Raw genomic sequence first — 20,186 nt, forward strand, 5'->3', positions numbered from 1 at the left:
CCCCTTCGTTGACATGGGGGGAGGCAATGCATATCTAATGCGCGGTTTCCGTCGCCCGGTTCTCGTGTTGCGACGCGGATTTAGCGGATTTCCCAGGGGTACGGCATAATGTTCGGCGCGATCGCCAAGAAGCTGTTCGGTTCGGCCAACGACCGCGCCGTGAAGGGATATTTCAAGACCGTCGAGGCGATCAACGCCCTGGAGCCAGAGATCGCCAAGCTCGACGACGCCGCGCTGCAGGCCAAGACGGCGGAATTCCGCCAGCGCCTGGAAAAGGGCGAGGACCTGGATGCTTTGCTGCCCGAAGCCTTCGCAGTGGTGCGCGAGGCGGCCAAGCGGGTTCTTGGCCAGCGCCATTACGATGTGCAGCTGATCGGCGGCATGGTGCTGCATGACGGCCGCATCGCCGAGATGAAGACCGGCGAAGGCAAGACCCTGGTGGCCACGCTGGCGGTCTATCTCAACGCCCTGCCCGGCAAGGGCGTGCATGTCGTGACCGTCAACGACTACCTGGCCAAGCGCGACTGCGAATGGATGGGCCGGGTCTACCGCTTCCTGGGCCTGAGCACCGGCGTGATCGTGCATGGCCTGACCGACGAGGAACGCCGCGCGGCCTATGCCGCCGACGTCACCTACGGCACCAACAACGAATACGGCTTCGACTATCTGCGCGACAACATGAAATTCCGTCGCGAGGAGATGGTGCAGCGCCCGTTCAGCTTCGCCATCGTCGACGAAGTTGACTCGATCCTGATCGACGAGGCACGCACGCCGCTGATCATCTCAGGCCCGTCGGAAGACACCTCCGACCTCTATGTGAAGGTGAATGCCCTCATCCCGTCGCTGCTGGATTCCGATTTCGAGAAGGACGAAAAGCAGCGCACGGTGAGCTTCACCGAAGCAGGCACCGAGCATATCGAACAGCTGCTGCGCCAGGCCGGCCTGCTGAAATCGGATTCGCTGTACGATATCGACAACATCGCCGCCGTACACCATTCCAATCAGGCGCTGCGCGCCCACAAGCTGTTCACCCGCGACGTCGATTACATTGTGAAGGACGGCAAGGTCGTCATCATCGACGAATTCACCGGTCGCATGATGGAAGGCCGCCGCTATTCCGACGGCCTGCATCAGGCGCTGGAAGCCAAGGAAGGCGTCGAGGTGCAGACCGAGAACCAGACCCTGGCCTCGATCACCTTCCAGAATTATTTCCGCATGTATCCCAAGCTGGCCGGCATGACCGGCACGGCTTCGACGGAAGCCTCGGAATTCGCCGACATCTACCGCCTCGAAGTGATCGAGATTCCGACCAACCTGCCGGTCGCCCGCATCGATTCCGACGACGAGGTCTATCGCACCGCGCGTGAGAAATACGAAGCCATCGTCAAGCTGATCGCCGAATGCAGCGCCAAAGGCCAGCCGGTGCTGGTCGGCACGGTGTCAATCGAGAAATCCGAACTGCTGTCGAATTTCCTCAAGCAGCGCGGCATCGCCCATAACGTGCTGAACGCACGCCACCACGACAAGGAAGCCTTCATCGTCGCCCAGGCCGGTCGCCTGAATGCCGTGACCATCGCCACCAACATGGCGGGACGCGGCACCGACATTCAGCTCGGCGGCAATGCCGACATGCGGATCCTGCAGGAAACGCAGGGCATGGACGGCGAGGTTCAGGAAAAGCTGGCGGCGCAGATCCGCGCCGAGGTGGAAGCGGAGAAGCAGCGGGTGCGCGAGGCCGGCGGCCTGTATGTGATCGGCACCGAACGCCATGAAAGCCGCCGCATCGACAACCAGCTGCGCGGCCGGTCGGGCCGTCAGGGCGATCCCGGCGCGTCGAAATTCTTCCTCAGCCTGGAAGACGACCTGCTGCGCATCTTCGGCTCCGAGCGCATGGATGCCATGCTGCAGCGCCTGGGCCTGCAGGAAGGCGAGGCGATCATCCATCCATGGATCAACAAGGCGCTGGAAAAGGCGCAGCAGAAGGTTGAGGCGCGCAACTACGAGATCCGCAAGAACCTGCTGAAATACGACGATGTGATGAACGACCAGCGCAAGGTGGTCTATGAGCAGCGCATCGAAATCATGCAGGCCGAGGACGTGGCCGACACGATCAGCGACATGCGCGCGGAAATCATCGATGAGATGGTGAACCGCCACATCCCGGAAAAGGCCTATGCCGAGCAATGGGACGCGGAGGGCCTGCAGCAGGAAGTGCAGCGCGTGTTTGGCCTAGACCTGCCGATCGTCGACTGGGCCAAGGAAGAAGGCATCGCCGACCAGCAGATCCGCGAGCGCCTGCACGATATCGTCGACCGCCGCATGGCCGAGAAGGCAGCCAATTTCGGCCCCGAGGTGATGCGCATGGTGGAGCGCAGCCTGCTGCTGCAGGTGTTGGACCAGACATGGAAGGAACACCTGCACCATCTGGACTATCTGCGCCAGGCCATCGGCCTGCGTGCCTATGCGCAGAAGGATCCGCTGAACGAATACAAGCGCGAGGCCTTTGCGCTGTTCCAGCAGATGCTGGTGCGCCTGCGCGAGCAGGTGACCTCGATCCTCGCCCGCGTCGAGATCCGCGCCGAGGAGCCGCCGCAGGACCTGTTCAGCCGGCCAAGCCAGCCGATGCATGAAAGCCGCGGCGAATTGCTGGAAGCCGAGGGCGGCGTGCCGGCCGAGGGTGGTCTGCCGGCACGCCCGGTCACGCAGTCGCGCAGCAATCTGGTCGATCCGAACGACCCGGCGACCTGGAAGAACGCGCCCCGCAACGGCCCCTGCCCCTGCGGCTCGGGCAAGAAGTACAAATACTGCCACGGCAAGTGAGCGCCCCAAGCCCTAGCTTGCAGCACTGATTTGCGGCGCCGGCTTGTCATGGGCCGCTCACCGCCGCTTTCGGTTCAGTGTTTCGGGGCGTAAAGCCCGCGCAGCAGCGCGATGGTCTGGCCATCGGGCGCCGCAATGCCATCGACCGTCAGGCCATGGCGCCGCTGGAAGGCGCGCAGGGCGGCATCCTCGCGTTTGCTCCAGTAACCCGTCGGGCCGCCGCTGGCGAAGAGATCAAGATCGCCCTCCCGATGCAGCAGCGCCTGCAGCTTGGCCACATCGGCGCGGCGGTTGGCCTCGCCTTCGCCAACCCCTTCCAGCAGGTCGAAGACCAGATCGCCAAACAGCTGGCGCAATGATGCACCGTTCATCCAGGCGCAGGCCGCGATCCAGACCGGATCGGCCGGCGCCGCAGCCGCCCGGGGGGACAGATGGCGGCTGCGGAGCGACTTGTCGACGGAAAACGGACGCATGAACATGACGGCTGCCTTTCCAGTGGAGTGGGTGGTCGGTGTCTGAACGATATGAGAACATTGCCATGGAACAATGAGAACGTCCAGAGAATATTTCGCTATTTGTTCTCAACACATTCTTAATGTTTTCACCTTTGCCGCCCGGCGGACTTACCGGCGGACATTGACGCCGGCGCCGCCAGCGGGCCAGATCAGCCCATGACCGAAGCCGCATCCCGCCTTTCCACCGCGCAGGCCGCCCGTTTCGCCGCCCTGCCTTTGCGCAACCTCGCCACGGAATATCCCAACAGCCTGGCGCATTTCCTGATCGGACCGGCGGATGTGCAGCCGCCCCGGCGCCTGCACCCGGTATTCTACGGTTCGTATGACTGGCATTCGGCCGTGCATGGCTGGTGGCTGCTGGCGCGCTGCCTGCGGCGGCATCCCGGATTGCCCGGCACCGACAAGGCGCTGGCGCTGTTCGCATCGCATTTCACGCCCGAGGGCGGCGCGGCCGAAGCCGCCTACATGCAGCAACCCGGGCGCGGCACCTGGGAACGGCCTTATGGCTGGGGCTGGCTGCTGGCGCTGGCCGCCGAACTCCATCTCTGGCCGCAACCGGAAGCGAAAGCCTGGCGCAGCGCCCTGCATCCGCTGGAAAACCACATCGTCCGGGCCTTTCCTGGCTATCTGGCGAAACTGACCTATCCGATCCGCACCGGCACGCATTTCAACACGGCGTTCGGCCTGATCCTCGCGCTGCATTACGCCCGCATCTGCGGCAACGCGGACCTGGCGCAGTCCATCGAAGGCTATGCCCGGTCGAAATTCCTGCCCGATTCCGATTACCCGGCGCATTACGAACCCAACGGCGACGATTTCCTGTCCGGCGCGCTGACCGAAGCGCTGCTGCTCGCCATGCTGCTGTCCGCAGCCGACTTTGCATCCTGGTTCGCGCGTTTCCTGCCAAGGCCGCCATTCGCGCCGGCCATCGTGGCCGACCGCAGCGATGCCAAGGGCGTGCATCTCGATGGCCTCAACCTTTCGCGCGCCTGGTGCCTGCGCGGCATTGCCGCCGCGTTGCCGGATTCGCAGCGGTCTGCGCTGCTTGATATGGCCGCCACCCACGAAGCCGCCAGCCTGCCCTTCCTGGAAAGCGGCGAATACGGCGGCGAACACTGGCTGGCGACATTCGCGGCATTGGCCGTCGAAGGCTTGGCTGACTGATGCCTGCCCCGCCGTGATGACAGGCTTGCCAAACCAGCCTTGTCTGTGGCTGGCTGCGGTACAGGGAGGAATTCAGCATGCCAATCAGTCTCGAGCTCTGGCTCGCTTTCGCCGCCGCCGCCGCGGTGTTGATCGCCATCCCCGGTCCCACCACGCTAATGGTTCTGGGCCATACGGTTGCCAGCGGCTGGCGCGTCGGACTGGTCAGCCTGGCCGGCGTGATGTTCGGCGACATCTGCGCCATCGCGCTTTCCGTGCTGGGCTTCAGCGCGCTGCTCGCCGCCTCGGCCGAGGCCTTCCTGGTGATGAAATGGCTTGGTGCCGGCTATCTGGTCTGGCTGGGGGTCAAACTGTGGCGCACACAGCCGGGCGACCTTACGCCCGTTGCCGCAACGCGGCGCGGTGCAATGCAAGCCATCGCGCAAACCTTCATCGTCACGCTGCTGAACCCGAAGGGCATATTGTTCTTTGCAGCATTTCTGCCGCAGTTCATCGATCCGACCCGGCCGCTTTGGCCTCAGGTGATCGCCCTGACCCTCACGTTCAATGCGATCGCCGCCATCACGCAGATCGGCTACATCGCCGCCATGGGCAGTGCGCGGCGCCGCATTGCATCGCCACGCACCATGCTCTGGGTGAACCGGGCGGGCGGCAGCATGCTGATCGGCGCCGGCCTGCTGACCGCCACGCTGAAGCGGGGCTGAGATGCTTCGCCTGGCGCCGGCGGCCGAGACCTTCTCGATTGCGATTCCCGATGCCGCGCTGACCGATCTGCGGCAGCGGCTGGCGCTGACGCGTTTTCCCGCCGAGCCCGCGGGTGCCGCCTGGCAATACGGCAGCAATGGGCATTACATGCGCCGCTTCATCGCGCGCTGGCAGGATGGCTTCGACTGGCGGCAGTGGGAAGCGCGGCTGAACCGTTTCCTGCAATACCGCGTGGCGCTGAAACGGCCCGATACCGGCAGGCTGCAGAGCGTGCATTTCCTGATCGAACCCGGTTCGGGCGACACCCCGCGGCCGCTGCTGCTTACCCATGGCTGGCCCGGTTCGGTGCTGGAATTCATCGACGTGATCGAGAAGCTGGCCCATCCGGAACGCTTCGGCGGCAAGGTGGAAGATGCCTTCACGGTGATCTGTCCCAGCCTGCCGGGATACGGCTTCTCGATGCCGCTGGAACAGCCCATCGGTCCGCGCGCGGTGGCGAGGCTGTGGCGCGACCTGATGGTGGAGGTACTGGGATTCGGCCGTTTCCTGGTGCAGGCGGGCGACTGGGGTTCGATCGTGTCGAGTTGGCTGGGCGCCGACCATCCCGACCATGCCATCATGCTGCATCTCAACATGGTGCCGCTGCGCCCGCCCCTGACGAAGGATTCCGCGCCCTTCACGGCGGCCGAAAAGGAATGGATCGCCCGCACCAAAAAAATCCAGGCCGCCGAAAGCGGCTATTTCGCCATCCAGAGCACCAAACCCACCACGCTGGGTTACGGCCTGAGCGACAGCCCGGCCGGACTGGCCGGCTGGATCGTGGAAAAATTCCATGGCTTCGCCCGTGCTCCCGTCGAGCAGGATCCGCCCTTCGACATCGATCATGTGATCGCCAATGTCGCGCTGTACTGGCTGACCGGCACGGCGGCGACCTCAACCTGGATGTACTGGGCCGCGGTGCGGGCGGGCGACATGGCGCTGAAGCCGGGCGAATTCGTGACTGTGCCGACCGGCTTCCTGCTGCCGCCCTGGGACCTGGTTCCGCCGCCGCCGAAGGGCTGGCTGGAACGCGGCTACAACGTGACGCATCGCCGCGACCTGGACCGCGGCGGCCATTTCGTGGCCATGGAACAGCCGGCGGCCTTCATCGAGGATGTGCAGATGTTTTTCCGTAATGTGAGCGTGTGAGCAATGAGCAGAAGCGAGCGCTGGTTCGAGGATTACACGGTTGGCGAGATCATCCGGGCCGATGGCGTGACGATTTCGGAAGCCGAAATCCTTGCCTTCGCCTTCACCTACGATCCACAGCCCTTTCATCTGGATAAAATCGCGGCCGAGAAATCGCCCTATGGCGGATTGATCGCCTCGGGCTGGCAGACCGGATTGCTCGGCTTCCGCATGCTGCTGCAGGCCGGCCTACTGGGCAAGGGCAGCATGGGATCGCCCGGGCTGGACGAACTGCGCTGGTACATGCCGGTGCGGCCGGGCGACACGCTCTATGGCCGCGCCAGCATCGAGGACAAGCGCGAAAGCGCATCCAAGCCGGATCGCGGCATCGTGCGCATGAAATACTGGATCGAAAACCAGAAGGGCGAGACGGTGATGAGTTTCTTCGGCACCCAGATGGTGCTGAAGCGGCCTTAGGCCTTCCGCCGCAGGAGACGGTCGAGCCCCGACAGAAGGCCTGCGAAGTCGACCGGCTTGGTGAGGTAAAGCTCGAACCCGGCCTGCCGGCCGCGGGCAATGGCATCGGGGTGCACCTCCGATGTCAGCGCCGCGACCGGGATCGCGGCAGTCTGCGGATCGGAACGCAGAGCCCGCAGGACGGCATAACCGTCGATATCGGGCAGATTGATATCGACCAGGATCACATCCGGCCGGATGCGGCGGGCCAGTTCCAGCCCAGCCTGTCCTGTCGCGGCGGCATGATAGTTCACGTTCGGCAGGCTGGCCATCAGGTGCTGCATGAGGATGCGGTTCGGCGCGTGATCCTCGACATACAGCAGCGTGAACCTTCCATGCTGCACCCTCGTGTATTCGGATTGCTCGGACGCGCCCGGCGACGGCACGGCCGACGGCGCGGCATGGCCCAGCGGCAGCTCGATCCAGAAACGGCTGCCTTCGCCCGGCCGGCTGTCGAAATCGATCCGGCCCTCCATCGTCTCGACCAGCTTGCGGGTCAATGCCAGTCCGATGCCGCTGCCCTCGATGCCGCCGGCCTCGCGTCCCAGGCGGTTGAAGGGCTGAAACAATTCCGCCTGCCGCTCGAAGGGAATGCCGGGCCCGTCATCCTGTACGGTAAAGCGAAGCCATTCCCGCTGCGGTTCGACATGAAGCCAGGCATGGCCCATCGGCCGGTTATACTTGATGGCGTTGGACAGCAGATTGAGCAGCGCCTGTGCCGTGCGCACGCGGTCCGCCCGCAGCAGGGGCAGGTTTGTCGTTTCGGGCCAATGCAGGCTGATGCCAGCCTCGCGGGCCAGCGGCGCGACAATCGGCTCGAGGTCTGCGATCAGGGTCTGCGGCGCAAAAACCTCGATCCGGATCGGCAGTTTGCCTGCATCCAGCTTGGCAAAACTCAGTACGTCGTCGATCAGGCGCAGCAGATGCCCGCCGCCGCGCAGGATGTAGTCGACGAATTCCTGCTGCCGGACGGTCAAGGGGCCGCTGCCCGGCATCTGCAGCAACTGGGCAAAGCCCAGGACGGCATTCAGCGGGGTGCGCAGCTCGTGGCTCATGCCGGACAGGAAATCGGATTTCGCGCGATTGGCCGCCTCGGCCGCGCGCGAGGCCTCGATCAGCGGCGTAATGTCGATATAGGTGAGCATGCGCTGGCCATTCGGCAGGGTGACGCTTTCGGTTCTAAGGACACGCCCATCCTGCAAATCGAGGTCCACCTGTCCGGAACCTTCCAGTCGTTCTATCTGGGCTTTACGGCTGGCAAAAAAGCTTTCCTTATCCGTTTCGACGACACGAAAGAAACCCTGGCTCCAGCCATGCTCCAGCAGCGTCGAGTAATGCGGCTTGCTGTCGGCCACCGCATCGGGCAGGCGCCACATCTGCCGGAAGGCGCGGTTGATGAAAATCGCACGGAAGTCGGGATCGAGCAAAAGAGTTCCGTATCGCACGGCATGCAGCGCCGCATGCAGATCGCTCACTGCCTTGTCGGGATGCTCCGCATCATCTGCATGTTCGGTTACGGCTCGCATGCTGCCTCCCCTCTGGCCGCTGCGCCGATTCTTGTTGAGGGACAGTTTATCACCGTTACCGCCCATCCGATATTGCTGTTATAGGTTGTATTATGACGCATATGCTCTTCCTGCCGGGCGCCGGCGGCGCTGCGGAATTCTGGCATCCGCTCGGGCGTTTGCTGCCTGCGAACTGGACCAGCACCTACCTGAACTGGCCGGGGCTGGGGCATGAGCCGCATGCGCCGGGTTATGACAACCTGGATGCCCTGACGCACCACGCGGAGAAGCATCTGACGCCCGCAGGCAATGTCGTCCTCGCCCATTCCATGGGCGGGATATTCGCCATCCGGCTGGCGCTGCGCTGGCCGGAACGGATCACCCGTCTGGTGCTGACGGCGACCTCGGGTGGCCTTGATGTCGCGCGGTTTGGCGCCGCCGACTGGCGAGCGGAGTATCGCGCCGAGTATCCGCGCGCCGCCGGGTGGATCACGCAGGCGCGGGCCGACCACACGCCGCAGATCGGCGATATCCGCATGCCGGTGCTGCTACTGTGGGGCGATGCCGACAGGATCAGCCCGGTCAGCATCGGCCGCCACCTGCAGGGATTGCTGCCCCAGGCCGCTTTGCATGTGATCGCGGGCGGGGATCACGGCTTTCCACGCGATCGCGCTGACGATATCGCACCGCTGGTGCACCGTTTTATCGCGCGAGGCCTTTAGGCCGCCGGATACAGGGCCGGACCCCGCACGACAAGGTTCCCCTCCAGGAACACCGCCTCGACGGCGAAGACGTTGCGGATCAGTTCCGGCGCCAGGGCCTGCTGCGGGGCATCTATCGCAACGGCACGACCGCTGCGCAGGACCAGCAGGCGGTCGGCATATCGATGGGCCAGGCTCAGATCGTGCAGCACCGCCGCCACGGCGACACCCCGACATGCAAGATCGCGCGCGAGCCTCAGCACGCCATGGGCATGGGCGAGATCGAGGCTGGCGGTGGGTTCGTCCAGCAGCAGCACCGGCCCGGCGGCAGATTGCAGGTGCCCCGGCGCCAAATCGAGCTGGGCAATGGCCCGGGCCAGTTGCACGCGCTGCTGTTCGCCGCCTGAAAGCGTGGCATAAGACCGCTGGGCCAGGTGGGCGACATCTGCAGCTCGGATTGCCCAGTCGATCGCGGCTGCATCGGCATGGCGCGAATGCCGGCCGTGATAGGCGGCGCGGCCCAGCGCCACCACATCCTGCACCGGCAGCGAAAAGCCGAGCCGGTTTGCCTGCGGCATCACCGCGCGCCGCTGCGCCAGCGCCAGCGGCGACCAGTCTGCCAGCGGCAGCCCATCCAGCGTCACGCTGCCCCCCGCCGGCCGCAGATCACCCGCCAGGGCGGAAACCAGCGTGGTCTTTCCGGCGCCGTTCGGGCCTATGATTCCCAATACCTGACCCGGCACCAGATCGAGTGAGATCCGATCCAGCAGTCGGCGCCCCCGCCGCTCGATAACGAGATTCTCGGTGCGCAGTGTCATGCCGCGAAACCGCTGCGCGCCCGCAACAGAAGCGCCAGGAAGAACGGCGCGCCGATCAGGCAGGTGATCAGGCCGATGGGCAGTTCCGCCGGCGCCACGATCACCCGCGCCACCAGATCGGCAAGAATCAGCAGAGCCGCCCCCAGCAAAGCCGAAAGCGGCATCAGCGTGCGATGCTGCGGTCCGGCCAGCAGGCGCACCAGATGCGGCACGACCAGGCCGACGAAACCGATGGTGCCGCTGACCGCGACGGCGCCGCCGACCGCCAATGCCGTGCACAGGCAGGCCAGCCGCTTGACCCGTTCGACGCGGAAACCCAGATGTCCGGCCTCGCGCTCGCCGAGATTGAGGGCATCCAGCGCCCGCGCCAGCCAGGGCAGGGCAAGCAGCGGTGCGGCGGCGAATGGCGCCAGCACCGCAACCGTGACCCACTGCGAACCGCCAACGCTGCCCAGGGTCCAGAACGAGATATCGCGGAGCTGCGTGTCGTTGGCGATGAAGATCAGGAAACCTGTGCCCGACATCGCGATCGCATTAAAGGCGATGCCGGCCAGAAGCAGCATCGATACCAGCGTCACGCCCTCGACCAGTGCAAAGCGATAAACGACCAGGATGACGGCCAGACCGCCCAGAAAGGCGAAAAGCGGCTGCAACAGCGGCTGCCAGCCGGCGGGGAACAGCCAGCCGGCAGCAACGATGGTGCTGGCAGCCGCCAGCGTGGCGCCCGCCGACACGCCGATCAGGGTGGGATCGGCGAGCGGATTGCGGAACAGGCCCTGCATCACCGCGCCCGAGAGGCCCAGCGCCGCGCCGACCAGGCCGGCCACCAGCAGGCGTGGCAGGCGCAGATGCAGCACGATGGCTTCGTGGCGCGCCTCGGCCGCCTGCCCGGTCAGCACCGCGATCACCTCGGCCGGCGACAGCGACACCGCGCCGATGGCAAGCGCCGCCAGAGCGGCCAGGCCCAGCAGCATGAAACCACCGGCCAGCAGCAGCGGAAATTGCGGTCGCCGCAGCCGCATGACCGGCATGGCGCGGGTTTCGCTCATCTCAGGTCCATGACCGCGGCGGCAATGCGGGCAGCGCCATGCCGGGATGCAGCATGACAGCCATGTCGCGGACGGCATGGGCGATGCGCGGGCCCAGGCCGAGCATGTAGAGCATGTCGAGGGCGTGGATGTGTTTGTGTCGGACGGCCGCCGTGCCGGCCAGAGCCGGCAGGCTCGCCACGCCTGTCATCCCGCCCAGGGCCATCAGCGAATGCTGCGGCAGCAGAACGACATCCGGGTCGGCAGCCAGGATGGCTTCGGGCGTGGCCGGCTTGTAGCCGGCATAGCCAGCCATGACATTGCGGCCGCCGGCCCGGGTCAGCATCAGGTCAGCCGCGGTGTCCCGACCCGCCGCCATGACGCGGCCGTTCGACGTGCTCATGATGAACAGCACGCGCGGGGTCTGTTTGCGATCCGCAACCATGCGGTCGACCGCAGCGAGATCCGCGCGCACCGAAGCCGCCATCCTTCCGCCGCCGGCCTCGTCGCCCAAGGCCGCCGCGACGGTGCGGATCTTGCCTTCAACGGCCTCGGCGGCATGGATTTCCGGCACGGTCACCACATTCACGCCGGCGCCGCGCAGTTGCGCCAGCACGGCGGGCGGACCGGCCTGATCGCTGGCGAGCAGCAGCGAAGGGGCCAGCGACAGGATACCTTCGGCGCTCAGCGTGCGCAGATAGCCGATCTTGGGCAGCGGCGCGACGACCGCCGGCGGATACAGACTGGTCTCGTCCACGCCGGCCAGGTAGCGGGCGTGACCAAGCGCCACGGCGATCTCGGTCAGGGCGCCGCCGGCCACCACCAGCCGTTCGGCAGCGGCGGACGACACCATCGGGAACAGGGCGGCCAGCCCGCCGGCCGCCAGAGCCTGCCGGCGCGACAGCATCATGCCGCGCGCACCTGAACCAGGCTTTCGGCCAGTTCGCGCCATTCCGGCAGTTCGGGCTGGCCCGGCTTGCGCTTGCCGAAGAAGGACACGATCAGTTCGCCGGCGGAGTCGAAAAGCTCAAGCGACGTGATGGTGCCATCCACGCTGGGTTTGCGCACCAGCCAACTCGATGCAATGGCATCCTCGCGCAGATGCAGGTTGAAGATCGGATCCAGCACATTGAACCACGACCCGGTGGCGACCAGACGCGACACCGGCCCGGTGTGGATCTGGATCATGCCGGGATTGCCGACGAAAACCATGATCGGCACATGGCGCGCCGATGCCAGTTCCAGCATGTGCCGGGCCGCAGTGTCGGCGACGCATTCGGCGAACTGGCCGCCGGCCAGGCGGAAAGCCTGTTCGCGCGCCACCTTGTGGCGACGCAGAAGCGGGAAGAAATCGTGGGTATCCTTCAGCTCCGACCACTCGCGGCGCAGCCCCTCGACGTCGATTTCGCCGTCAGGACGGGGCGCGGCCCTGACCGGAGCCGGCGAGACGGCCACGCCAGGCGACTGGTCCGGCGCCAGAAACCGCGCGACCAGGCCATCGAAAGCCGCCATGTCGGTGGCCTCGGTGGCATAGATCTTGTGGATGGCGCGACCGGCGCCGTCGAAGACCTGCAGGCTGCGCCGCGGACCGGCCCTGGTATCCTCGACCACGGCGAAGCCATGCGTCCAGGGCGAGAAGAAAATGCGCAGATCGATATCCTCGCCCACGATCAGCCCGACATGGCCATCGACCGACAATTCTCCATAGGTGCCGTGGCGCTCGTGCACCACCGAGTCATTGCGGGTCAGCGCCATGACCGGACCCAGCTTGCCGACGCCGCGGATAAGCTCGGGCCAGGGGCCTTGCAGGCGCTGCACGCCGTTGCCGATGCGCGTGGCAAGCAGTTCCGCCTCGGATACCCCGAGTTTCAGCGCGGCATCGCGGATTCGAAGATTCGGTTCATCGGTGCGCAGGGCGACCCAGCGCGCGGCAAGATCGCCGGTCGTTGCGGCAGCGACAGTCATGCTGGTCATGCAATTCTCTCCATTCCGGATTTTGGAGCAACAACGGCTGCGACCGGCGCGGGCATTACGCCCCGCCGGCCGGCCGAAATGATGCGGGATGCCTGTTCGCGCAGTCGGACTGGCGCCATCAGAATCCCTTCGTGTAGCTGACGGCGACGCGGAAATCCCGGCCTTCGTCATAAATGTTCGACAGATGGCGGCGATAGCTTTGGTCGAAGATGTTCTCGATGCCGGCATCGACGCGGAAACCGTCCAGCCACTCCTGGAACGGCAGCCAGGTGACGAACACCCCATGCACGGCATAGCCGCTGGTCATCTGGGTGGTGGCCTCTACGCCGCCGGTGTTGTTGACGCCGCTGACCTTGTCCTGCTCGGCCACGAATTCGCTGCGCCAGCCAAAGCGCAATCCGTATTCCGGCAGCTTGCCGCCGATTACGCCCACCACCTTGTCGGCCGGAATGGAATCGAGGGGCCTTCCGGTGACGTTGTTCTCGCCGCGGATGCGCGACAAGCCGATGCTGCCGAAGGCGTATTTCGTGTCGTACTGCGCGTCCGACTCGAAACCCTTGATCGTGGCGTCGGTGGTGTTGGTGTAGGTCGAGGTGGTCGAGCCCACGATCAGCTCGATCAGGTCTTTCGCCTCGGTATGGAAATAGGTAGTGTTGAATTTCAGCCGGTCACCCGCCATTGCAACATTGTCGAATTTCAGGCGCAGGCCGCCCTCAGCCGTCTTGGTCTTTTCCGGCCGCAGGTTCGGATTGGAAACGAAGTTGTTGCTGGGGAAATGCTGACCGGCGACGAAGGCCTCGGTCATGCCCGGCGCCCGGAAGGCCTTGCCATAGGAGCCATAGACGCCAAGCCAATCCAGCGCCTGCCAGTTGGCGGCCAGTTTCGGCGAGAGCGCGGTTTCCTCAAAATCCCGTATGGTGGCCGATTCACGCTGGTAATCGTCATAGCGCAGGGTTGGGGTCAGCGTCAGGTTCGGCAACAGCGCCACTTCATCCTGCAAGTAATACCCGGTGACCTGGCCTTCCGCCGTCGGGAAGGTGGATCGCGCAGCGCCGTTGCGCAGGCCTTCCTGCTCGTCCTTGTAGAAATCGATGCCTGCCGTGATCGCATGATTGATACTGCCGGTGCCGAAATGCGCCGTGTTGTAGACATCGAAACCATCGGTCGTGAGATACGTTTCGTCGCGTCGGGCCGTGGTGGTGGCCGTTACGCGGCGACGCTCGTCCACATCAAGATCGTTCCGATAGATTTTCACGGTCGGATTCAACAGCGGCATGTCCGGATTGCTATAGCTGTAATTCGCCGCCAGCGTCGTCATCACCGTATCGCGATCCACCAGCGGGTTGCTTCCGTTCGCGGTGAATGTAGGAGAGCTGTCGGGATTGGTCGGGTACAGCCCGTTCTCGTTGAAGCGGATAGCGCTGAGCGAGAGCTTGTTGTGCTCGCCCGGCCGGATCGTAGCCTTCAGGAAAAAGTCGCGCAGCAGTTCGGCCGAGTAATCCAGCTCCTTGTCGCCGCCCTGCCTGAGCGTACCGCTGTCGCGGAAGGAGAAATTGCCGAGCATGTCGATCTTTTCGCCCACGCGCCCGAACGCGCCGGCACTGTAGTAATTCTCGCGCGCCACCGAGCTGTAACCGTATTTGGTGCGGAAGCCGACGGTTTCGCCGCTGTCCAGGAAATCGGCTGCGTTCTTGGTCTCCATCGAGACCACGCCGCCGATGGCACCCGATCCGTGCAGCGCCGAATTGCTGCCGCGCACCACTTCCACCTGGCGCAGCAGGTCGGGATCGAGGAAAAAGCGGCCCTTGTGGCCGGCATCGAAATTCTGCCGTGCGCCATCCAGCGTGGTGACCACGCGCTGGCCACCGAAACCGCGGATGTTGATGTCCTGGCCAAGACGCCGCGGACCACCCACCATCTCCACACCCGGCAGGTCACGGAAGATGTCTTCCATCTTGGAAACGCCGCGGCTTTCGATCTTCTCGGCGTCGATCACGGTCACGTTCGCCGGCACCTCGTCGGCCGAGCGTTCGGTCTTGGTGGCGGTGATGGTCACCGGATCGAGCACAAGCGGCGGCCGCGCGGCCTGCGCGACCTGCTCGCCGGCGACCTGCTGCGCCGCAGCCGGCCAGGCGGCCAGGCACAGGGCCAGCCAGGAAATCGAGCCGAGCAGGCGGGTTACGTGATGCGGTGAAATCGTTGTCTGGCCAGCCATGGCGTAAAGTCCAACCCCCGGATTGGCCGCGCGAAACGCGGCGTTGATCTCTGGAATGGCTGGCTGCCTGCGGCGCGGATGCCGGGGTGGCTGGCTATCGGTGGCGGATTGATAGCGAGAACAAATGAGTTTCGCAAGTAAGAATTATTATCATATACCGAAAATTTTCAGCGCGTCGGCGCGCTCAAGCGCCGACGTGGTCATAACGCCAACGAGCCGTGCTCAGAGGCCGTGGCTGCCCATCTCGAGAAACTTGCGGCGGCGGGCCTCGCGCAGGGCGCCGGGCTCCTGGCCGACCAAGCCACGCAGGCCGCTCTCCAGCGCATCACCCAGGGATGCAATGGCGCGGGCCGGGTCGCGGTGGGCGCCACCGATGGGTTCCTTCACGATCTCGTCGACGACCTTCAGCTTCAGCAGGTCATCGGCGGTCACGCGCAGGGCCTCGGCAGCATCGGGCGCTTTCGAGCCGTCATTCCAGAGAATGGCGGCGCAGCCCTCCGGCGAAATCACCGAATAGATTGCATGTTCGAACATCAGCACGCGGTTGGCCGCCGCGAGCGCCACGGCGCCACCCGAACCGCCCTCGCCCACGATGGCGGCCACCAGCGGCACGCGGATATCGAGACAGCAGTCGATGGCCCGTGCGATGGCCTCAGCCTGGCCGCGTTCCTCCGCCTGCACGCCTGGATAGGCGCCGGCGGTATCGACAAGCGTGATGACCGGCAGACGGAAACGATCGGCCATGCGCATCAGGCGGATTGCCTTGCGATAGCCTTCCGGTTTCGCCATGCCGAAATTGTGCCTCAGCCTGCTTTCGGTGGTGCGGCCCTTTTCATGGCCCATCACCATCACGGCCCGGCCGCGGAACCGCCCCAGGCCGCCGACGATGGCGGCGTCCTCGGCGAAATTGCGGTCGCCGGCCAGCGGCACGAAATCCTCGATCAGGCCGGCCACGTAATCGGCGAAATGCGGCCGGTCCTGATGGCGGGCGACCTGGGTTTTCTGCCAGGCGCCCAGGCGGGCATAAGTGGCCTGCAGCTGCTGGGCGGCCTTGGCCTCCAGTTTTTCCAGGTCTTCCGCGATATCGGTGTTGCCGCTGTCGACCAGTTGCCTGAGTTCGGCGATCTTGGCCTCAAGCTCGGCGATCGGCTTCTCGAATTCCAGATAGGAGCGCATGGGGGCCTCGTGTAGCATGGATCGCGGCCCGGCACAAACTCCATAAGCCATTGAATTGGGATGGATTTTACACGCCTTCCGGGGGTGGCCGCATCATGCTATAGCCTCGCCGCCTTCCTCCTCTCGCCAACGAGGCCCCTGCCTATGTCCGCCGACCTGATCCCCGCCAGCGACCTTGTAAAAGTTAGGCGCGCGCTGCTTTCCGTTTCCGACAAGACCGGGCTGGTCGAGTTCGGCAAGGCCCTGGCCGGCTTCGGCATCGAGATCCTGTCCACCGGCGGCACCTACAAGGCCCTCAAGGATGCCGGCGTGGCGGTGAAGGAAGTGGCCGAGCATACCGGCTTCCCCGAGATGATGGACGGCCGGGTGAAAACCCTGCATCCCACCATCCATGGCGGCATCCTGGCCCTGCGCGACGAGCCCGAGCACAAGGCGGCGATGGACAAGCACAACATCCCACCGATCGATCTGGTGGTGGTGAACCTCTATCCCTTCGCCGCCACCGTGGCCAAGGGCGCCGATTTCCCCACCTGCATCGAGAATATCGATATCGGCGGCCCGGCGATGATCCGCTCTGCGGCCAAGAACCACGGCTATGTGAACGTGGTGGTGGATGTGGCCGATTACGCCAGGGTGCTGGACGCCCTGAAGGCCAATAACGGCGCCACGCCGCTCAAATTACGCCGCGAGCTGGCCGCCAAGGCCTATGCCCATACCGGCAGCTACGACAGCATGATCGCCACCTGGTTCGCGCGCCAGAATGGCGAGGATTTCCCACCCACCCTGCTGCTTTCGGCCGAGCGCAAGCAGACGCTGCGCTACGGCGAGAACCCGCACCAGCAGGCAGCCTTCTATGTGACCGGCGACAAACGCCCCGGTGTGGCCTCGGCGAAGCAACTGCAGGGCAAGGAACTCAGCTACAACAACCTTAACGACACGGACGCGGCGTTTGAGCTGGTGTCGGAGTTTTCCGACAAGCCGACGATCGCCATCATCAAGCACGCCAATCCTTGCGGCGTGGCGATGGCCGACACGCTGGCCGACGCCTGGGACGCGGCCTTGCGCTGCGATTCCACCTCGGCTTTCGGCGGCATCGTCGCCATGAACCGCAAGCTGGACAAAGCCACCGCCGAAAAGATCGGCGCCATCTTCACCGAGGTGATCGTCGCCCCCGATGCCGATGAAGACGCCAAGGCGTTTCTGGCGGCGAAGAAGAACCTGCGCCTGCTGATCACCGGCGACATGGCCGATCCAGTGGCGCCCGGCTGGTTCGTCAAGTCAGTGGCCGGCGGCTATCTGGTGCAGACCCGCGATGCCGGCCGCATCACACAGGCCGATCTGAAGGTAGTGACCGAGCGTGCGCCGACGCAGCAGGAACTGGCCGACATGCTGTTCGCCTTCCGCGTCGGCAAGCATGTGAAGTCGAACACCATCGTCTATGCCAGGAACGGCGCCACGGTGGGCATCGGCGCCGGACAGATGAGCCGCGTGGATAGCGCCCGCATCGCCTATCGCAAAGCCCAGGATGCCGCCAAGGCGGCCGGTCTGGGCGACGCCCTGACCAAGGGTTCGGTAGCCGCCTCGGATGCCTTCTTCCCGTTTGCCGACGGGTTGGAGGTGCTGGTGGAAGCCGGCGCAACAGCGGTGATCCAGCCAGGCGGCTCGATCCGCGACCAGGAAGTGATCGACGCCGCCAACAAGGCGGGGCTGGCGATGGTGTTCACCGGCATGCGCCATTTCCGGCACTGAGCAGGGAAGAGGACGCGATGTACAAGCTGTTCTGGGCACCGGGCACCGCGGCGATGGCGCCGCAAGCCGTGCTGGAGGAAATCGGCGTCGCCTACGAGATGGCGAAGCTGGATATCGCGGCCAAGCAGCACGAGCAGGCCGAATACAAAAAACTCAATCCGAATGGCCGCATTCCGACCCTGGTGGATGGCGATTTCGTCATCTTCGAAACCGCCGCCATCTGCCAGTATCTCGCCGACAGGCATCCCGAGGCCAATCTGGTTCCGGCGCTGGGCAGTCATGCCCGTGGCCGGCATTACCAGTGGCTGACCTACATGACCAATACCGTGCAGGTCGGATTCGTCGACTGGTTTCATCCCGACTGGACCTTCGCCGATGCCGGCCGTCAGGCGGAATTGAAGATCGCATCGGAAGCAAAGCTGTATCGTGGCTTCCAGGTGCTGAATGATGGCATCGGCCAGAACCGCTGGATGACCGGCGAGCAGTTCACGATCTGCGACGTCTATCTCGCGATGCTGACGCGCTGGAGCCGGTTTCTCGACAAGCCGATGTGGACCTGGCCCAATATCCGGCGCGTGGCGGGTGCTGCGCATGTCAGGCCGGCCTTCCAGCGCATGATGCAGAAGCAGGGCATCGCCTGGGCCGAAAACTGGCCGAAGGACTGAGTTTACCGCAATGGCCAAAGCGGAACTGTCCCGGGAATAGAATACCTAGATAACCAACTGCTGGGTATATCCCCTCCGTCAATCCACCGACGGGCCTGAATAACCCCTCTTGTCCGAGACGGACCCACGCGCCAATATGACAGCGGATGGGGCGTTATCTCTTGCTTCGGGAGATTCCGCATGCTGCTTCATGGCGTCCTCAAACGGTTGGTAAAAACCGGTGGGCTGACGGTGATCGACCATCACGGCCGACCCCGCCATTACGGTATTGCCGCCAACACCGACGCGCCGGACGATCGCCGCGTGGTGATCCGGCTGCACAGAGCCTCGACGGCCTGGCGCCTCGCCCTGAATCCGAAACTGGCGCTGGGCGAAGCCTACATGGATGGCGACCTCACGCTGGAGCAGGGCACGATCTTCGATTTCCTGACCACGGTGGTTCAGGACATGGGCCCGCACGGTGCCCTGCCCTTCCAGGGTCTGCAGCGCCTGTGGGAGCGCGGCATGCGGCTGTGGTATCAGTTCAACCCCGAAGCCGCCGCCAGCCGCCGCGTGCGCCACCATTACGATCTCGATGGCCGGCTCTACGACCTGTTCCTGGATACCGACAAGCAGTATTCCTGCGCCTACTTCCCGACGCCGGACACCACCCTGGAACAGGCGCAACTGGCCAAGAAGCGCCACATCGCCGCCAAGCTGAAGCTGGAACCCGGCATGAGCGTGCTGGAGATCGGCTGCGGCTGGGGCGGGCTGGCCCTGTATCTGGCCGAAACCTGCGGCGTGGAGGTCACCGGCATCACCCTCAGCCACGAACAGCATGCCATCGCCACCCGCCGCGCCCAGGAACGGGGATTAAGCGACCGCGTGAAATTCCACATCCAGGACTACCGTACTTTGGCCGGGCAGTTCGATCGCATCGTCAGCGTGGGCATGTTCGAGCATGTGGGCGTGCCGCATTACCGCGAGTATTTCAGCGGCATCCATCGCCTGCTGAAACATGACGGCGTGGCACTGGTGCATTCCATCGGCCGCTCGGAAGGCCCCGGCACTACGCCGGCCTTCATCCGCAAATACATCTTCCCCGGCGGCTATATCCCCGCGCTGTCGGAAGTGATGCCGGAGATCGAGCAGAGCCAGCTCTGGGTTACCGATATCGAAATCCTGCGCCTGCATTACGCCGAGACGCTGAAGCACTGGCGCGAACGCTTCCTGGCCCAGTGGGACAAGGCCAAGACGCTGTATGACGAACGGTTCTGCCGCATGTGGGAATTCTATCTGGCCGCCTCGGAAGTGACCTTCCGCCACTGGGGCCACATGGTATTCCAGGCGCAGCTGGCCAAGCATGTGAATGCCCTGCCGATCACGCGCGACTACATGAACGAGGGCGAGCGCGCCCTGGCCGCCCGCGAGAAGCCGCAGCGGCCGTTCGCCAAGACCGCCTGAGAACAGGAATCACCTGCGCGCGGCA

Annotated in this window: 17 protein-coding genes; 9 read left to right on the plus strand and 8 right to left on the minus strand. The window is 64.8% G+C overall.

Translation table 11 applies throughout. From position 1 onward, the window contains the following. Nucleotides 1–108: 108 nt before the first annotated feature. Complete coding sequence (secA, locus tag ACK4FK_RS03885) at nucleotides 109–2,820, plus strand: preprotein translocase subunit SecA (RefSeq protein WP_409741372.1); 2,712 nt, start codon at nucleotides 109–111, stop codon at nucleotides 2,818–2,820. Between the two features lie 74 nt (nucleotides 2,821–2,894). On the opposite strand, the gene ACK4FK_RS03890 is transcribed toward secA, so the two are convergent. Further along, on the minus strand, nucleotides 2,895–3,299 hold the full coding sequence (locus ACK4FK_RS03890) for a peptidoglycan-binding domain-containing protein (RefSeq protein ID WP_409741375.1): 405 nt from the start codon (nucleotides 3,297–3,299) through the stop codon (nucleotides 2,895–2,897). A gap of 192 nt (nucleotides 3,300–3,491) precedes the next feature. Between ACK4FK_RS03890 and ACK4FK_RS03895 the strand changes: the two genes are divergently transcribed. From ACK4FK_RS03895 to ACK4FK_RS03910, 4 genes are all read left to right on the plus strand, one after another. Next, nucleotides 3,492–4,499 carry a DUF2891 domain-containing protein gene (locus tag ACK4FK_RS03895; protein WP_409741378.1) on the plus strand — a complete coding sequence of 336 codons (1,008 nt, stop codon included), beginning with the start codon at nucleotides 3,492–3,494 and terminating at the stop codon, nucleotides 4,497–4,499. A gap of 77 nt (nucleotides 4,500–4,576) precedes the next feature. Then, nucleotides 4,577–5,203 (plus strand): LysE family translocator, encoded by a 627-nt coding sequence (locus tag ACK4FK_RS03900; RefSeq protein WP_409741380.1) that lies wholly within the window; start codon nucleotides 4,577–4,579, stop codon nucleotides 5,201–5,203. 1 nt (nucleotide 5,204) lies between these two features. Next, nucleotides 5,205–6,392, plus strand: a complete 1,188-nt coding sequence (locus ACK4FK_RS03905) for an epoxide hydrolase family protein (protein WP_409741384.1) — start codon at nucleotides 5,205–5,207, stop codon at nucleotides 6,390–6,392. A 3-nt stretch (nucleotides 6,393–6,395) separates the two neighbouring features. Further along, the gene (locus ACK4FK_RS03910) at nucleotides 6,396–6,848 is read left to right on the plus strand and encodes a MaoC family dehydratase (RefSeq protein ID WP_409741388.1); all 453 of its coding nucleotides are present in this window, start codon (nucleotides 6,396–6,398) and stop codon (nucleotides 6,846–6,848) included. Here ACK4FK_RS03910 and ACK4FK_RS03915 read toward each other — a convergent pair. Continuing rightward, on the minus strand, nucleotides 6,845–8,413 hold the full coding sequence (locus tag ACK4FK_RS03915; protein WP_409741391.1) for a hybrid sensor histidine kinase/response regulator: 1,569 nt from the start codon (nucleotides 8,411–8,413) through the stop codon (nucleotides 6,845–6,847). The two genes, ACK4FK_RS03910 and ACK4FK_RS03915, sit on opposite strands and share 4 nt — an antisense overlap. 92 nt (nucleotides 8,414–8,505) lie before the next feature. Here ACK4FK_RS03915 and ACK4FK_RS03920 point away from each other — a divergent pair, with 92 nt between their 5' ends. Next, a complete protein-coding gene (locus ACK4FK_RS03920) occupies nucleotides 8,506–9,114 on the plus strand; it encodes an alpha/beta fold hydrolase (RefSeq protein ID WP_409741395.1) in 609 nt (202 codons plus the stop codon). Here ACK4FK_RS03920 and ACK4FK_RS03925 read toward each other — a convergent pair. The 6 genes from ACK4FK_RS03925 to ACK4FK_RS03950 all read right to left on the minus strand — a co-directional run bounded on the left by ACK4FK_RS03925 (nucleotide 9,111) and on the right by ACK4FK_RS03950 (nucleotide 16,304). After that, nucleotides 9,111–9,911 (minus strand): heme ABC transporter ATP-binding protein, encoded by an 801-nt coding sequence (locus tag ACK4FK_RS03925; protein WP_409741398.1) that lies wholly within the window; start codon nucleotides 9,909–9,911, stop codon nucleotides 9,111–9,113. The genes ACK4FK_RS03920 and ACK4FK_RS03925 overlap by 4 nt on opposite strands. Then, nucleotides 9,908–10,960, minus strand: coding sequence for a FecCD family ABC transporter permease (locus ACK4FK_RS03930; RefSeq protein ID WP_409741400.1), 1,053 nt, complete (start codon nucleotides 10,958–10,960; stop codon nucleotides 9,908–9,910). The genes ACK4FK_RS03925 and ACK4FK_RS03930 overlap by 4 nt, the downstream gene beginning before the upstream one ends. Before the next feature lies 1 nt (nucleotide 10,961). After that, on the minus strand, nucleotides 10,962–11,849 hold the full coding sequence (locus ACK4FK_RS03935; protein ID WP_409741403.1) for a hemin ABC transporter substrate-binding protein: 888 nt from the start codon (nucleotides 11,847–11,849) through the stop codon (nucleotides 10,962–10,964). Beyond that, on the minus strand, nucleotides 11,846–12,913 hold the full coding sequence (locus ACK4FK_RS03940) for a hemin-degrading factor (RefSeq protein WP_409741406.1): 1,068 nt from the start codon (nucleotides 12,911–12,913) through the stop codon (nucleotides 11,846–11,848). The genes ACK4FK_RS03935 and ACK4FK_RS03940 overlap by 4 nt, the downstream gene beginning before the upstream one ends. A 118-nt stretch (nucleotides 12,914–13,031) precedes the next feature. Continuing rightward, on the minus strand, nucleotides 13,032–15,128 hold the full coding sequence (locus ACK4FK_RS03945; protein WP_409741409.1) for a TonB-dependent hemoglobin/transferrin/lactoferrin family receptor: 2,097 nt from the start codon (nucleotides 15,126–15,128) through the stop codon (nucleotides 13,032–13,034). Between the two features lie 222 nt (nucleotides 15,129–15,350). Continuing rightward, nucleotides 15,351–16,304 (minus strand): acetyl-CoA carboxylase carboxyltransferase subunit alpha, encoded by a 954-nt coding sequence (locus tag ACK4FK_RS03950; RefSeq protein WP_409741410.1) that lies wholly within the window; start codon nucleotides 16,302–16,304, stop codon nucleotides 15,351–15,353. 144 nt (nucleotides 16,305–16,448) lie between these two features. Between ACK4FK_RS03950 and purH the strand changes: the two genes are divergently transcribed. From purH to ACK4FK_RS03965, 3 genes are all read left to right on the plus strand, one after another. Then, nucleotides 16,449–18,053 carry a bifunctional phosphoribosylaminoimidazolecarboxamide formyltransferase/IMP cyclohydrolase gene (gene purH, locus ACK4FK_RS03955; protein ID WP_409741413.1) on the plus strand — a complete coding sequence of 535 codons (1,605 nt, stop codon included), beginning with the start codon at nucleotides 16,449–16,451 and terminating at the stop codon, nucleotides 18,051–18,053. Between the two features lie 17 nt (nucleotides 18,054–18,070). Beyond that, complete coding sequence (locus ACK4FK_RS03960; protein WP_409741416.1) at nucleotides 18,071–18,718, plus strand: glutathione S-transferase family protein; 648 nt, start codon at nucleotides 18,071–18,073, stop codon at nucleotides 18,716–18,718. 180 nt (nucleotides 18,719–18,898) lie between these two features. Continuing rightward, nucleotides 18,899–20,161: a class I SAM-dependent methyltransferase gene (locus ACK4FK_RS03965; RefSeq protein WP_409741419.1), complete on the plus strand. Its 1,263-nt coding sequence runs from the start codon at nucleotides 18,899–18,901 to the stop codon at nucleotides 20,159–20,161. Nucleotides 20,162–20,186 lie beyond the last annotated feature (25 nt).

The organism is Ferrovibrio sp., assembly GCF_046297895.1.
In the GTDB taxonomy this organism is placed as follows: Bacteria; Pseudomonadota; Alphaproteobacteria; order Ferrovibrionales; family Ferrovibrionaceae; genus Ferrovibrio.